The sequence below is a fragment of the Billgrantia campisalis genome (assembly GCF_022341425.1).
GTDB lineage: Bacteria > Pseudomonadota > Gammaproteobacteria > Pseudomonadales > Halomonadaceae > Halomonas > Halomonas campisalis.
Map to the genome: position 1 here is coordinate 41,705 of NZ_JABFUC010000017.1, position 13,999 is coordinate 55,703.

Here is a 13,999-nt window from a genome sequence, read left to right on the forward strand (position 1 = left end):
GCGTAGGGGGAGGCCGAGAGCTTGCTTCTCGCTCCTTGCGCGGTCAGTGCCGCCCGTGATGCCCCTCGAAGCGCTTGAGGTTGGAGAGCTTGGGGTTGGCCTGGGGGTTGGCGCGGTAGAGCAGCGCCATCTTGCCGATGGTCTGCACCCGCTCGGCGCCGCTGGCGGTGAGCAGCTCCTCGAGCATGGCGGCGCGGTCGTCGCGCTCCGGCAAGGCCAGCTTGACCTTGATCAGCTCGTGGTCGGCGAGCGCGCGGTCGAGTTCGGCCAAAAGCCCCTCGGACAGCCCGTTTTCCGATACGATCACCACCGGGTTGAGATGGTGGCCGATGCTGCGAAATGCTTTCTTTTGTGCCTGTGACAAGCTCATGGTATCTTGCGTCTTCCGGTTGCGCGTAACCTGTCATGGTACGGTGAAACGCCTACCGGTGAAAGCATGGCAAGGCCTGTTTGCCAGGCTACCCGCCCAGTTTCAGCGCTTACCGCTTCAGGCGCTTTGGCCTGCTCGCCGTTTTAGACCGATTTTCAAGGTGATGCCGTGGTTCGCTCCACTTCCTCCTCGGGTGACAACACCGATGCCGCGCGTCGGCCGCGTGCCGGCAAGCATGCCGCCAGCAAGACCAGCAAGGGGTGGCTGAAGGAGCACTTCGACGACCGCTTCGTCCAGCAGCGCTGGCAGGACGGCTATCGCAGCCGGGCCAGCTACAAGCTGCTGGCGCTGGACGAGAAGGACCGGCTGTTCACGCCGGGCATGGCGGTGATCGACCTGGGTGCGGCCCCGGGGGGCTGGAGCCAGGTGGCGGCCGAGAAGGTGGGCCCGGAGGGAGTGGTGATCGCCTCCGATATCCTGGAGATGGATGGCCTGGCCGGGGTCGAGTTCATCCAGGGCGACTTCACCGAGGAGGCCGTGCTCGAGGCGATCCTCGCCGCGCTGGGCGGTCGGCCGGTGGATCTGGTGATGTCCGATATGGCCCCCAACATGAGCGGCATGGCCGCCATCGACCAGCCCCAGGCGATGTATCTCGTCGAGCTGGCGCTGGACCTGGCGCAGCAGACCCTGAGGCCGGGCGGCCGCTTTTTGGCCAAGGTCTTCCAGGGCGAAGGATTCGACGACTACCTCAAGGCGCTGCGCGGCAGCTTCGGCAAGGTGGTCACCCGCAAGCCGGACGCCTCCCGGGCGCGTTCCCGAGAGGTGTACCTGCTGGCGGAGGGATTTCGCGGCTGAGCATTGGCTCGGCGGCAGAAGACGGTGGTCGGCGACACGCCGGTTGCCGATAGATAAAGACTAATGGCGCGATGGCCGGACATGGCCGTCCAACTGTGTCACAGTTAGGTGCGGCGCGGCTTCGCGGCGTCGGGTGGAACATGCCTTGCCCACGCGTGGTCTCAATGCCAGGCGTTTCGGCCGGGAAAGATGCTTGCAATGAGGGTAGTCCCTTGAATGATATGGCGAAGAACCTGATTCTGTGGTTGGTCATCGCGGCGGTGCTGCTGACGGTGTTCAACAACTTCAGCGTCGACACGGCACCGCAGACGATGAACTACTCGCAGTTCGTCCAGCAGGTGCAGAACCAGCAGGTGCGTAGTGTCACCATCGACGGCTACCGGATCACCGGTGAGCGCACCGACGGCTCCCAGTTCCAGACCATCCGCCCGGCGGCGGAGGATCCCAAGCTGATCGACGACCTGCTTTCCCACAACGTCACCGTGGTGGGCAAGGAGCCCCAGGAGCAGAGCCTGTGGACGCGGCTGCTGATCGCCAGCTTCCCGATTCTGCTGATCCTGGCCATCTTCATGTTCTTCATGCGTCAGATGCAGGGCGGTGCCGGCGGTAAGGGCGGCCCCATGAGCTTCGGCAAGTCCAAGGCCAAGCTGCTCTCCCAGGACCAGATCAAGACCACTTTCTCCGACGTGGCGGGCTGTGACGAGGCCAAGGAGGAGGTCGAGGAGCTGGTCGACTTCCTGCGCGACCCCTCCAAGTTCCAGCGCCTGGGCGGCACCATTCCCCGCGGCGTGCTGATGGTCGGCCCGCCGGGCACCGGTAAGACGCTGCTCGCCAAGTCGATTGCCGGCGAGGCCAAGGTGCCGTTCTTCTCGATCTCCGGCTCCGACTTCGTCGAGATGTTCGTGGGCGTGGGTGCCTCGCGGGTGCGCGACATGTTCGAGCAGGCCAAGAAGCAGGCGCCCTGCATCATCTTCATCGACGAGATCGATGCCGTGGGCCGCTCGCGCGGCGCCGGCATGGGCGGCGGCAACGACGAGCGCGAGCAGACCCTCAACCAGCTGCTGGTGGAGATGGACGGCTTCGAGGCCAACGAGGGCGTCATCGTCATCGCCGCCACCAACCGCCCCGACGTGCTCGACCCGGCGCTGCTGCGCCCGGGCCGCTTCGACCGCCAGGTGGTGGTGCCGCTGCCCGACATCCGCGGCCGCGAGCATATCCTCAACGTCCACCTGCGCAAGGTGCCGCTGGCCGACGACGTCAAGCCGTCGCTGATCGCCCGCGGCACGCCGGGCTTCTCCGGCGCCGACCTGGCCAACCTGGTCAACGAGGCCGCGCTGTTCGCCGCACGCCGCAACAAGCGCCTGGTGGGCATGGAAGAGCTGGAGCTCGCCAAGGACAAGATCATGATGGGCGCCGAGCGCAAGTCCATGGTCATGACCGACAAGGAGAAGCTCAACACCGCCTATCACGAGTCGGGCCACGCCATCATCGGCCTGGTGATGCCGGAGCACGACCCGGTCTACAAGGTGACCATCATTCCCCGCGGCCGCGCCCTGGGCGTGACCATGTTCCTGCCCGAGCAGGACCGCTACAGCCTGTCGCGCCAGCAGATCATCAGCCAGATCTGCTCGCTGTTCGGCGGCCGCATCGCCGAGGAGATGACGCTCGGGCCCAACGGCGTGACCACCGGGGCGTCCAACGACATCAAGCGTGCCACCGAGCTGGCCCACAACATGGTGGCCAAGTGGGGCCTCTCCGAGGAGATGGGGCCGATCATGTACGACGAGGATGAGTCCCACCAGTTCCTTGGCGGCCCCGGTCAGGGCGGCAAGCTCAAGTCAGGCGAGACCACCACCAAGCTCGACAAGGAAGTGCGCAAGATCATCGACGAGTGCTACGCCAAGGCCAAGCAGATCCTCGAGGAGAACCGCGACAAGCTGGATGCCATGGCCGATGCGCTGATGCAGTACGAGACCATCGATGCCGATCAGCTCGCCGACATCATGGAAGGCCGCGCGCCGCGCCCGCCCAAGGACTGGGAGGACGGCGATGGCGGCGGCTCGCCGATCACCGGCGAGGAGGAGCCCGAAGTCGCCGAGAGCGAATCGCCGACCAGTGACGGGGACGGCAGCGATGACGGCGAGGAGGAGGATGACGAGCCGCGTCGACGGCCCTCCGACCCGCTGGGCGGCCCCGCGGGCTCCTGATCTCGCTCGCCGCCCCAGGCAGGCGCCCCACGGGGCGCCTTTGCCGTGCGGGGTGGCCGTTTCTACGCCTCTGCGACCCGTCACAGGACCGACAGTACATGATGGACAGCGCTTCCCCGACCTGGCTGCCGTGTGGACGGCACCGCCTCGACCTCTCCTTTCCCCGGGTCATGGGGATTCTCAATGTCACTCCCGACTCCTTCTCCGACGGTGGCCACCATCTGGCCCTGGACGACGCCCTGCGCCACGCCGAGCGCATGCTGGCCGAGGGGGCGGCGATCATCGACGTGGGCGGCGAGTCCACCCGCCCCGGGGCGCTGCCGGTCACGCCGCAGCAGGAGCTCGACCGGGTGGCGCCGGTGGTGGAGGCCCTGGTGCGTGAGCTCGATGCGCTGGTGTCGGTGGATACCAGCAGCCCCGAGGTGATGCGCGAGGCCGCCGCACTGGGCGCCGGGATGCTCAACGACGTACGGGCCCTGGAGCGCGAGGGGGCGCTCTCGGCGGCGATCGGCAGCGGCCTGCCGGTGTGTCTGATGCACCGCCAGGGGGAGCCTCGCGACATGCAGCAGGCGCCCCGCTATGATGAGCCGGTGGAGGAGGTGGTGGCCGACTACCTCGGCGCCCGGGTGGCGGCCTGCGAGGCGGCCGGGCTGCGCCGTGAGCGCCTGCTGCTCGACCCGGGCTTCGGCTTCGGCAAGACGGTGGAGCACAACCTGCGCCTGCTCAACCGCATGGATCGGCTGTCCCGGCTGGAGCTGCCGCTGCTGGTGGGCATGTCGCGCAAGAGTATGATCGGCAAGGTGCTGGGCCGGCCGGTGGAGGAGCGCCTGTCGGGCGGGCTGGCGCTGGCCGCGCTGGCCGTCGATCGTGGCGCCCGCATCCTGCGAGTCCATGACGTCGGCCCGACCCTGGACGCGGTGAACATGACCTGGGCCGTACTCAAGGAAGGCTGCTAAACATGACCAGACGCTACTTCGGCACCGACGGAATTCGCGGCACTGTGGGCGAGTATCCGATTACCGCGGACTTCATGCTCAAGCTGGGCTGGGCCATGGGCCGGGTGCTGGTGCGGGAGGGCGGCCGTGCTCGGGTGCTGATCGGCAAGGACACCCGCATCTCCGGCTACATGTTCGAGTCGGCGCTGGAGGCCGGGCTCTCTGCTGCCGGCGTCGACGTGGCGCTGCTGGGTCCCATGCCCACGCCGGCCATCGCCTATCTGACACGCACTTTCCGCGCCGATGCGGGGATCGTCATTTCGGCCTCCCACAACCCCTTTGCCGACAACGGCATCAAGTTCTTCTCCGCCGCCGGCACCAAGCTGGACGACGGCATCGAGGCGCGCATCGAGGCGATGCTCGACGAGCCGCTGACCACGGTGGCGGCGGATCGCCTCGGCAAGGCGACGCGCATCGACGATGCCCCGGGGCGCTACATCGAGTTCTGCAAGTCCACCATCCCCAACCGGGTCAGCCTGCACGGCCTGAAGATGGTGCTGGACTGCGCCCACGGGGCGACCTACCACATCGCGCCGAGCGTGTTTCGCGAGCTGGGCGCCGAGGTGAGCCTGGTGGGGGCGAGCCCCGACGGCCTCAACATCAATCGCGAGGTGGGGTCCACCCACCCGGCGAGCCTGCGCGCCGCGGTGATCCAGCAGGGCGCCGACCTGGGCATCGCCTTCGACGGCGACGGCGACCGGGTGTTGATGGTGGATGCCGACGGCCGCGAGATCGACGGCGACGACATCCTCTATCTGATCGCCCGCGACCGCCACGCCCGCGGCAAGCTCGACGGCGGGGTGGTCGGCACCTTGATGAGCAACTTCGGGCTGGCCATGGCGCTGGAGGGCATGGGCGTGCCTTTCGAGCGGGCCAAGGTGGGCGATCGCTACGTGGTCGAGCGGCTGGCGGCCAACGGCTGGCAGCTGGGTGGGGAATCCTCGGGGCATATCGTCTGCGGGGACGTCCAGACCACCGGCGACGGCATCGTCTCGGCGCTGCAGGTGCTGGCGATCATGGTCAGCGAGGGCAGGTCGCTCAGCCGCCTGCTGGACGGGTTCGAGAAGGTGCCCCAGGCGCTGGTCAATGTGCGCCTGACGCCGGGCAGCGATGCGAAGCTGCTGATGGAGCATTCGGCGGTCCAGGATGCGGTCGCCGCCGTGGAAGCCGAGCTGGGCGACCAGGGGCGGGTGCTGCTGCGGCCCTCGGGCACCGAGCCCTTGATCCGGGTGATGGTCGAGGGGCGCGCCCACCTCGACGTCGAGGGGCTCGCCCAGCGCCTGGCCGGCGAGGTGGAGAGTCTGCTTGCCTCCTGATTCCCGCCGAAGGTGAGAGTTGGCCCATAGCGAGGGACGCCGGGGACAAGCCGAAGAGGAGGTCCTACGCCAGGGACGGCGTCGGGAGCGTACAGGGAGGTATTCACAGCGCCTCCTCGCAGGCTTGTCGACGGCTCAGCCCCGAGCGATGCCGCTGTCGCCCTCGAGAAGAGCCGGTTGTCTTGACAAGGCCGCTCCTATACCATTTCGCTCCACCTTGAAAGAGGAGTGCCCATGCGTACCCCGCTGATCGCCGGCAACTGGAAGATGAACGGCTCGAGCGAGCTGGTCGAGGCCTTCGGCCGCGGCTTTTCCGAGGCGTCGCTGTCCGAGGCGCTGGAGGTGGTGGTCTTTCCGCCGTTTCCCTACCTCGAGGCGGCGCAGCGCTGCTTTAGCGGCACGCCGCTCAAGCTCGGCGCCCAGACCCTGAATCCGCTGCACTCCGGGGCGCGTACCGGGGAGGTCAGCGGGCGCATGCTGCGCGAATTCGGCGTCGCCTATGCGCTGGTGGGGCATTCCGAGCGGCGCCAGCTCTATCGCGAGAGCGACGAGGACGTCTACGACCGGCTGCTGGCGGCGCTGAGCGTCGACATGGCGCCGGTACTGTGCGTGGGCGAGACGCTCGAGGAGCGCGACGCCGGCCGCACCATGGAGGTGGTGTTGCGCCAGGTGGGCTATGCGATGGCGCGTCTGGAACCCGAGCAGCGCGCGCGTGTCATCATTGCATATGAGCCGGTCTGGGCCATCGGGACCGGCCGCACGGCGACCCCGCAGCAGGCCCAGGAGGTCATGGCCGGCATCCGCGAGTACCAGGCCGGCTTCGACCGTGACCTGGCGAGCGGGCTACGGCTGCTCTACGGCGGCAGCATGAACGCGGACAATGCGGCTGAGCTGCTGGCTCAGCCCGATATCGACGGCGGCCTGGTGGGCGGTGCCTCGCTCAAGGTCGACGACTTTCTAGCCATTTGCCAGTCAGCAGGTTGAAACCATGCACGTTGCCATTCTCTTGATCCATGTGGTGCTCGCCATCGCACTGGTCGTCCTTATCCTGCTGCAGCAGGGCAAGGGCGCCGAAGCCGGCGCCGCCTTCGGTGGCGGTGCCTCCCAGACCGTGTTCGGCTCCCGCGGTACCGGCGGTTTTCTGTCGCGGACCACGGCGGTGCTGGCGGCGGCCTTCTTCGCCACCTCCCTGACGCTCGCGTACTTCGCGACCCAGGCGGGTCAGGCGGCCCCGGAGGCCGGTATTCCCGATGCACGCCTGATCGAGCAGCAGCGCGGCGTGCCGACGCTTGACGACGACGCCCGGGATGTGGATAATACCGCGCCAGTGCTGGAGGAAAACGGCGGCTAAGGTCGCGCCTTCATGCATGGCAAAGCAGTAAATGCCGAAGTGGTGGAATTGGTAGACACGCTATCTTGAGGGGGTAGTGACCTTACGGTCGTGCGGGTTCAAGTCCCGCCTTCGGCACCATCTGAAAAAGCCGCGGTCGCGAGCAGCAAGCGGGATCGCGGAAGCAGGATTGGCACCAGGAAGAGTTGGACGGGCCGGTGCAACGGCTTGACGCGAAGGCGTCACATGTCTATACTCGCCGACTTGGAATGTTGCGGGGTGGAGCAGTCTGGTAGCTCGTCGGGCTCATAACCCGAAGGTCATCGGTTCAAATCCGGTCCCCGCTACCATCTTCCGATCCGCTGCCTTGTGAGGCAGTCGAGATTGTCGAAGTGGTACTACAGGTTTCTTGTGAAAGGCCCCTTCCTGCGAAGGGGCTTTTTGTTAGCAGCATACTGCCGGTCGAGATCGGCAGCGCTTATCCGGGCAACGCCAATCAGCCACCTGACTTCCCTGTTCACTCCCGGCCAGGTGCCTGATGCAACGGCTGTAGGAGCTTTCTCTGTGGCACTCAAGGATGCTGCGCTCTACGCGCTGATCGAACCGGTGGTTACCGCCATGGGGTTCGAGCTCTGGGGGATCGAGTATCACTCCCAGGGCAAGCACTCTCAATTGGTCATCTACATTGATCATGCCGACGGCGTGAGCGTGGATCACTGTGCCGACATCAGCCGCCAGGTCAGCGCCGTACTCGACGTCGAAGACCCCATCAGCGGCGAGTATCGCCTCGAGGTGTCGTCGCCTGGTCTGGACCGACCGCTCTATACCCTCGACCACTTTGCCCGCTACCGTGGCCATCAGGTGGCACTCAGGCTGCGTACGCCCTTCGATGGGCGGCGCAAGTTCCAGGGGCTGTTGGCCGGTATCGAGGGAGACGAAGTGCTGTTGCAGCTGGACGGCGAGGAGTATTGCTTTCCCATCGAAAGCATCGATCAGGCACGTGTGGTGCCGGTCTTCGAGGATTGAGGTCCGAGGAGCAGGCTCGATGCATAAGGACAGGTTTTCTGGCGAGGCAAAGGCATGAGTAAAGAAATACTGACGGTCGTGGATGCGATCTCCAACGAGAAGGGCGTGCCCCGCGACGTGATCTTCGAGGCCGTCGAGGCGGCGCTGGCCAGCGCCTCCCGCAAGCGCTTCGAGGGCCGCGAGGTCAGCGTGCGGGTCCATATCGATCGCCAGACCGGCGACTATGAGACCTTTCGCCGCTGGGAAGTGGTCGAAGACGACGAATTCGAGAATCCCGACGCCGAGATCAAGGAGTCCTTCGCCGAGCGCCGCGACCCGCCTCTCAAGCGGGGAGACGTGGTCGAGGAGCAGATCGACAACGCCGCCTTCGGCCGCATCGCCGCCCAGACCGCCAAGCAGGTGATCGTGCAGAAGGTGCGCGAGGCCGAGCGGGCCGAGGTGGTGCGCCTCTACGCCGAGCGCGAGGGCGAACTGGTCGCCGGCATCGTCAAGAAGACCACCCGCGACGGCCTGATCATCGACCTGGGCGACAACGCCGAGGCCTTCCTGCCCCGCGGCGAGATGATCCCCGGCGAGCGCTACCGCATGAATGACCGGGTGCGTGCGCTGCTGACGAAGGTCGACCCCGAGGCGCGCGGCGCCCAGCTGATTCTCTCGCGCACCTGCCCCGAGCTGATCATCGAGCTGTTCAAGATCGAGGTGCCGGAGATCGCCGAGCAGCTCATCGAGATCAAGGGCGCCGCCCGGGATCCGGGCTCGCGGGCCAAGATCGCCGTCAAGACCAACGACCGGCGCATCGACCCGGTTGGGGCCTGCGTCGGCATGCGCGGCTCAAGGGTCCAGGCGGTCTCCTCCGAGCTGCAGAACGAGCGCGTCGATATCGTGCTGTGGGACGACAACCCCGCCCAGCTGGTGATCAACGCCATGGCGCCGGCGGATGTCGCCTCGATCCTCGTCGACGAGGAGACGCACGCCATGGACGTGGCGGTCGCCGAGGACAACCTGGCCCAGGCCATCGGCCGCAGCGGCCAGAACGTGCGCCTGGCCTCGGAGCTCACCGGCTGGCGGCTCAACGTCATGACCGAGAGCGAGGCCGAGGACAAGCGGGAGCAGGAGATCGACAGCCTGGTCGAGCACTTCATCCAGCACCTCGAGATCGACGATGATCTCGCTCGCCTGCTGGTGGAGGAGGGTTTCACCACCCTGGAGGAGCTCGCCTACGTGCCCGTCGAGGAGATGCTCGAGATCGAGGAGCTCGACGAGGAAGAGGTGGAAGAACTTCGTGCGCGCGCCAAGGATGAGCTGCTCAACTTGGCCATCGCCTCCGAGGAGGAGCTGGACGGGGCGCAGCCGGCCGATGACCTGCTGGAGATGGAGGGCATGGAGCGCCACCTGGCGTTTATTCTGGCCAGCCGGGGGATCGTCACCATGGAGGATCTGGCCGAGCAGTCCGTCGATGACCTGATGGATATCGACGGCATGGACGAAGCGCGCGCTGCAGAACTGATCATGACGGCCCGTGCGCCATGGTTCGAAGGCGAGTAGCGAGAAGGCGAATAGCCACCGGACGGTGAGCGCGGAAGCCAGCGTTCGGGTTACGAACAGACAACGGGTCACGGGCTGAGGAGGGTCAAGATGTCAGAAATGACCGTTAAGGATTTTGCCGCAAAGGTGGGCCGCGATGTGCCCCGCCTGCTGGAACAGATGAAAGAAGCCGGGCTCGAGCACAAGTCCGAGAGCGACGCCGTGTCCGAGGAGGACAAGCGCCAGCTGCTCGACTTTTTGACCAAGAGCCATGGCACCAAGGGCGTGGGGGCGAAGAACCGCATCACCCTGACCCGCAAGACGCGCAGTCGGATCAAGACCGGCGAGCGGGGCAAGTCGATCGAGGTGCAGGTGCGCAAGAAGCGCACCTACGTCAAGCGCACCGAGGAAGAGGCGCCCAAGGAGGAGCCGGCAGAAGAGACCGGTCCGCGTCAGCTGGTCGGTGACATGGCCGACTCACAGGCCAAGCGCGAGGCGCAGGAGGCCGAGGAGGCCAAGTCGCGTGCCGCCGAACAGGCCGCCCAGGAGGCCGCCGCCAAGCTCGAGGCCGAGAAGGCCGCCGAGGTGCCGGAGGTGCCGGTGCCTGAGCTGGAGACGAGCGAGCCCGCCCCCGAGCAGCCGCCGGCGCCGCCCAAGGAGGGTCGCAGCGACCGCCGTACCGCGCCACCCAAGAAGGCAGCGGCCAAGAAGGGCCGCGGCGGCCGCGACGAGGACGATCGCGGCGACCGCGAGGAGCGCCGTCGCGGTGGCAAGAAGGCCAAGCGCGCCGAGCGTCGCGGCAGCCGTCGCGGCGGCGGCCAGAGCGGTGGCAAGCACGGCTTCCAGAAGCCGACCCAGCCGATCGTGCGCGAAGTCTCTATCCCCGAGTCGATCAGCGTCGCCGACCTGGCCGACAAGATGTCGATCAAGGCGAACGAGGTCATCAAGACCATGTTCACCATGGGCGCGGCGGTGACCATCAACCAGACCATCGACCAGGACACCGCGGCCATCGTGGTGGAAGAGATGGGCCACAAGCCCAAGCTGGTCAAGGACGATGCGCTGGAGACCGAGGTGCTCGAGGGCATCTCCTACGAGGGCGAGGAGATCACCCGCTCGCCGGTGGTCACGGTCATGGGTCACGTCGACCACGGCAAGACCTCGCTGCTCGACTATATCCGCAAGGCCAAGGTTGCCACCGGCGAGGCCGGCGGCATCACCCAGCATATCGGCGCCTATCATGTGGAAGACGATCACGGCGGCGTGACCTTCCTCGATACCCCGGGCCACGCGGCGTTCACCGCCATGCGCGCCCGCGGGGCCAAGGCCACCGACGTGGTCATCCTGGTGGTGGCCGCCGACGACGGCGTGATGCCCCAGACCATCGAGGCCATCGAGCACTCCAAGGCCGCCGAAGTGCCGCTGGTGGTGGCGGTCAACAAGATCGACAAGCAGGGGGCGGACCCGGACCGGGTCAAGAACGAGCTCTCCCAGCACGGCGTGATCTCCGAGGAGTGGGGCGGCGACACCCAGTTCGTCCACGTCTCGGCGCATACCGGTGAGGGCATCGAGGAGCTGCTGGAAGCGATCCAGCTGGTCTCCGAGGTGCTCGAGCTCACCGCCGTGCCGGAAGCGCCCGGCAAGGGCGTGGTGGTCGAGTCGCGTCTCGACAAGGGCCGCGGCCCGGTGGCCACGGTGCTGGTCCAGAACGGTACCCTGAAGAAGGGCGACATCGTGCTGGCCGGCCTGCACTACGGCCGGGTACGTGCCTTGACCAACGAGCTCGGCCAGCAGGTCGACGAGGCGGGTCCCGCCATGCCGGTGGAGATCCAGGGCCTCGACGGCACGCCCGAGGCGGGTGACGACTTCATGGTGCTGGCCGACGAGAAGAAGGCCCGCGAGGTCGCCAACTTCCGCCAGGGCAAGTACCGCGAGGTGCGCCTGGCGCGCCAGCAGAAGGCCAAGCTGGAGAACATGTTCAGCCAGATGGGCCAGGACGAGGTGGCCAAGGTCAATATCGTCCTCAAGGCCGACGTCCAGGGCTCGCTGGAAGCCATCAAGGGCGCGCTGGAAGAGCTCTCCACCGACGAGGTGCAGGTGGCCGTGGTCTCCTCCGGGGTGGGCGGTATCACCGGCACCGACGCCAACCTGGCACTGGCCAGTGACGCCATCGTGGTCGGCTTCAACGTGCGTGCCGATGCCGCTGCCCGCGAGATCATCGAGCGTGAAGGCCTGGATCTGCGCTACTACAGCGTCATCTACCAGCTGATCGACGAGGTCAAGCAGGCCATGAGCGGCATGCTGGCGCCGGAGTGGAAGGAAGAGATCGTCGGCGTGGCCGAGGTTCGCGACGTCTTCCGCGCGCCCAAGATCGGCGCCGTGGCCGGCTGCATGGTGGTCGAGGGGACCGTGCACCGCAACAAGAAGATCCGGGTGCTGCGCGACAACGTGGTCATCTACGAGGGCGAGCTCGAGTCGCTGCGCCGCTTCAAGGACGATGTCCAGGAAGTGCGCAACGGCATGGAGTGCGGCATCGGGGTGAAGAACTACAACGATGTCCAGGTCGGCGATAAGATCGAGGTCTTCGACCAGGTCAAGGTCGAGCGGACGCTGTAATCGCAGCGGGAGTTGAGCATGCGCGAGTTCAAGCGTACCGACCGGGTCGGCGATCAGCTGCAGAAGGAACTGGCGGTGTTGATCCAGCGCGAGGTCAAGGACCCGCGCCTGGGCATGGTCACCGTCAGCGGGGTCACGGTGAGTCGCGACCTCGGCTATGCCGATGTCTACGTGACCCTGCTGGGCGAGGACAGCCCCGAGCGGGTCAAGGAGAACCTCAAGGTGCTGCGCCAGGCGGCCGGCTTCCTGCGTGGCCAGATCGCCAAGCGCATCAAGCTGCGCCATGTGCCGGAGCTGCGCTTTCATTTCGACGAGAGCGTGGTGCGTGGTCATCGGCTGTCGTCGCTGATCGACGAGGCGGTCGCCAGCGACCGCTCGCGCCAGGGCGATGCCCCGGACGAGGGCGGGGCCGATGGTGACAGCGGACAGGATGCCGGCGGCAGCGGCGAGCGCGACTGATGGCGAGGCGCCGCCGCGGCCTGCCGGTCAACGGGGTGCTGCTGCTGGACAAGCCCAAGGGGGTGTCCAGCAATCACGCTCTGCAGCGCGCCCGCCGTCTGTTCCAGGCGCAGAAGGCGGGGCATACCGGCACCCTGGACCCCATGGCCACCGGCCTGCTGCCGGTCTGCTTCGGCGAGGCGACCAAGTTCTCCGCCCATCTGCTGGAGGCCGACAAGGTCTACCGCACCCGGGTCGAACTCGGCATCATCACCGACAGTGGGGACGCCGAGGGCGAGGTGCTCGAGCGCCGCGAGGTGCCGACGCTCGGTGAGGCCGACATCGAGGGCGCGCTGGCGCGCTTTCGCGGCGAGATCGAGCAGGTGCCGCCGATGGTCTCGGCGCTCAAGCATCAGGGCCGCAAGCTCTACGAGCTGGCTCGCGAGGGCAAGACGGTGGAGCGTGCAGCGCGGCGCGTGACGGTGTATGATGCGCGCCTTCTCGCCTTTGCCGGCGACGCCTTCGAGCTGGAGGTGGCGGTCAGCAAGGGCACCTATGTGCGCACCCTGGCCGAGGACATCGGCCTGGCCCTGGGCACCGGCGCGCATATCAGCGCGCTGCGCCGGCTGAAGACCGGGCCCTTCACCGGCGAGGGTATGTGGACCCTCGAGGCCCTGGAGGCGCTGCCCGGCCAGGCCGAGCGCGAGGCGACGCTGCTGCCGGTGGACGTGCTGGTGGCCCACCTGCCGCGGCTCGAGGTGGACGCGGCGGGCGCACGCTGCTTGACTCATGGCCAGCCGGTGCGGATGGCGGCCGGCGAGCTCGCCGCCGGCGAGACGACGAGACTCTACTGTGACGGGACCTTTCTGGGGCTCGGCACGGTGATGGGGCCACAGGAGGTGGCGCCCAAGCGGCTGCTGAGTAGCGCGGCCGCGTGAGAAGGCAACAGCGCCTTCGACAGGGAGAAACGACCGAGACTGCAAATATGCGTGGTCTCACCCATTCATTACTCAGGCATATTGCTTACTGGAGAGACAGATGGCACTGACCGCTGAAAAGAAGGCCGAGATCGTCAATGAATTCGGCCGTGGCGACAACGACACCGGTTCCCCCGAGGTTCAGGTGGCCCTGCTGAGCGCCAACATCGATGGCCTGCAGGACCACTTCAAGAGCAACAAGCAGGATCACCACTCGCGTCGTGGCCTGATCCGCATGGTTAACCAGCGCCGCAAGCTGCTGGACTACCTGAAGCGCAAGGACTTCGAGCGCTATCAGGCGCTCATCCAGCGTCTGGGCCTGCGTCGCTAAGCGATGCACCCCAA

General features: G+C 66.9%; 13 protein-coding genes and 2 tRNA genes. 14 read left to right on the plus strand and 1 reads right to left on the minus strand.

Annotated elements, in window-relative coordinates:
• Positions 1-43 precede the first annotated feature (43 nt).
• Complete coding sequence (gene yhbY, locus HOP52_RS17405; RefSeq protein ID WP_238978678.1) at positions 44-370, minus strand: ribosome assembly RNA-binding protein YhbY; 327 nt, start codon at positions 368-370, stop codon at positions 44-46.
• A gap of 168 nt (positions 371-538) precedes the next feature.
• Here yhbY and rlmE point away from each other — a divergent pair, with 168 nt between their 5' ends.
• From rlmE to rpsO, 14 genes are all read left to right on the plus strand, one after another.
• Complete coding sequence (rlmE, locus tag HOP52_RS17410) at positions 539-1,225, plus strand: 23S rRNA (uridine(2552)-2'-O)-methyltransferase RlmE (RefSeq protein WP_309675113.1); 687 nt, start codon at positions 539-541, stop codon at positions 1,223-1,225.
• Between the two features lie 212 nt (positions 1,226-1,437).
• Positions 1,438-3,432 carry an ATP-dependent zinc metalloprotease FtsH gene (ftsH, locus tag HOP52_RS17415; RefSeq protein ID WP_238978679.1) on the plus strand — a complete coding sequence of 665 codons (1,995 nt, stop codon included), beginning with the start codon at positions 1,438-1,440 and terminating at the stop codon, positions 3,430-3,432.
• 98 nt (positions 3,433-3,530) lie between these two features.
• The gene (folP, locus tag HOP52_RS17420; RefSeq protein ID WP_238978680.1) at positions 3,531-4,388 is read left to right on the plus strand and encodes a dihydropteroate synthase; all 858 of its coding nucleotides are present in this window, start codon (positions 3,531-3,533) and stop codon (positions 4,386-4,388) included.
• A gap of 2 nt (positions 4,389-4,390) precedes the next feature.
• Positions 4,391-5,743: a phosphoglucosamine mutase gene (gene glmM, locus HOP52_RS17425; protein WP_238978681.1), complete on the plus strand. Its 1,353-nt coding sequence runs from the start codon at positions 4,391-4,393 to the stop codon at positions 5,741-5,743.
• Positions 5,744-5,977: 234 nt separating this feature from the next.
• Complete coding sequence (gene tpiA, locus HOP52_RS17430; RefSeq protein WP_238978682.1) at positions 5,978-6,727, plus strand: triose-phosphate isomerase; 750 nt, start codon at positions 5,978-5,980, stop codon at positions 6,725-6,727.
• A 4-nt stretch (positions 6,728-6,731) separates the two neighbouring features.
• On the plus strand, positions 6,732-7,094 hold the full coding sequence (secG, locus tag HOP52_RS17435) for a preprotein translocase subunit SecG (protein ID WP_238978684.1): 363 nt from the start codon (positions 6,732-6,734) through the stop codon (positions 7,092-7,094).
• Between the two features lie 33 nt (positions 7,095-7,127).
• A tRNA-Leu gene (locus HOP52_RS17440) sits at positions 7,128-7,214 on the plus strand.
• 132 nt (positions 7,215-7,346) lie between these two features.
• A tRNA-Met gene (locus HOP52_RS17445) sits at positions 7,347-7,423 on the plus strand.
• A gap of 214 nt (positions 7,424-7,637) precedes the next feature.
• Positions 7,638-8,099 carry a ribosome maturation factor RimP gene (gene rimP / locus HOP52_RS17450; protein ID WP_238978686.1) on the plus strand — a complete coding sequence of 154 codons (462 nt, stop codon included), beginning with the start codon at positions 7,638-7,640 and terminating at the stop codon, positions 8,097-8,099.
• A gap of 54 nt (positions 8,100-8,153) precedes the next feature.
• Positions 8,154-9,644, plus strand: coding sequence for a transcription termination factor NusA (gene nusA, locus HOP52_RS17455; protein ID WP_238978688.1), 1,491 nt, complete (start codon positions 8,154-8,156; stop codon positions 9,642-9,644).
• A 90-nt stretch (positions 9,645-9,734) separates the two neighbouring features.
• Positions 9,735-12,239: a translation initiation factor IF-2 gene (infB, locus tag HOP52_RS17460; protein WP_238978689.1), complete on the plus strand. Its 2,505-nt coding sequence runs from the start codon at positions 9,735-9,737 to the stop codon at positions 12,237-12,239.
• Positions 12,240-12,257: 18 nt separating this feature from the next.
• Complete coding sequence (gene rbfA / locus HOP52_RS17465) at positions 12,258-12,698, plus strand: 30S ribosome-binding factor RbfA (RefSeq protein ID WP_238978690.1); 441 nt, start codon at positions 12,258-12,260, stop codon at positions 12,696-12,698.
• Positions 12,698-13,615 (plus strand): tRNA pseudouridine(55) synthase TruB, encoded by a 918-nt coding sequence (truB, locus tag HOP52_RS17470; protein ID WP_238978692.1) that lies wholly within the window; start codon positions 12,698-12,700, stop codon positions 13,613-13,615. The genes rbfA and truB overlap by 1 nt, the downstream gene beginning before the upstream one ends.
• Before the next feature lie 100 nt (positions 13,616-13,715).
• A complete protein-coding gene (gene rpsO / locus HOP52_RS17475) occupies positions 13,716-13,985 on the plus strand; it encodes a 30S ribosomal protein S15 (protein ID WP_238978693.1) in 270 nt (89 codons plus the stop codon).
• Positions 13,986-13,999: the final 14 nt, after the last annotated feature.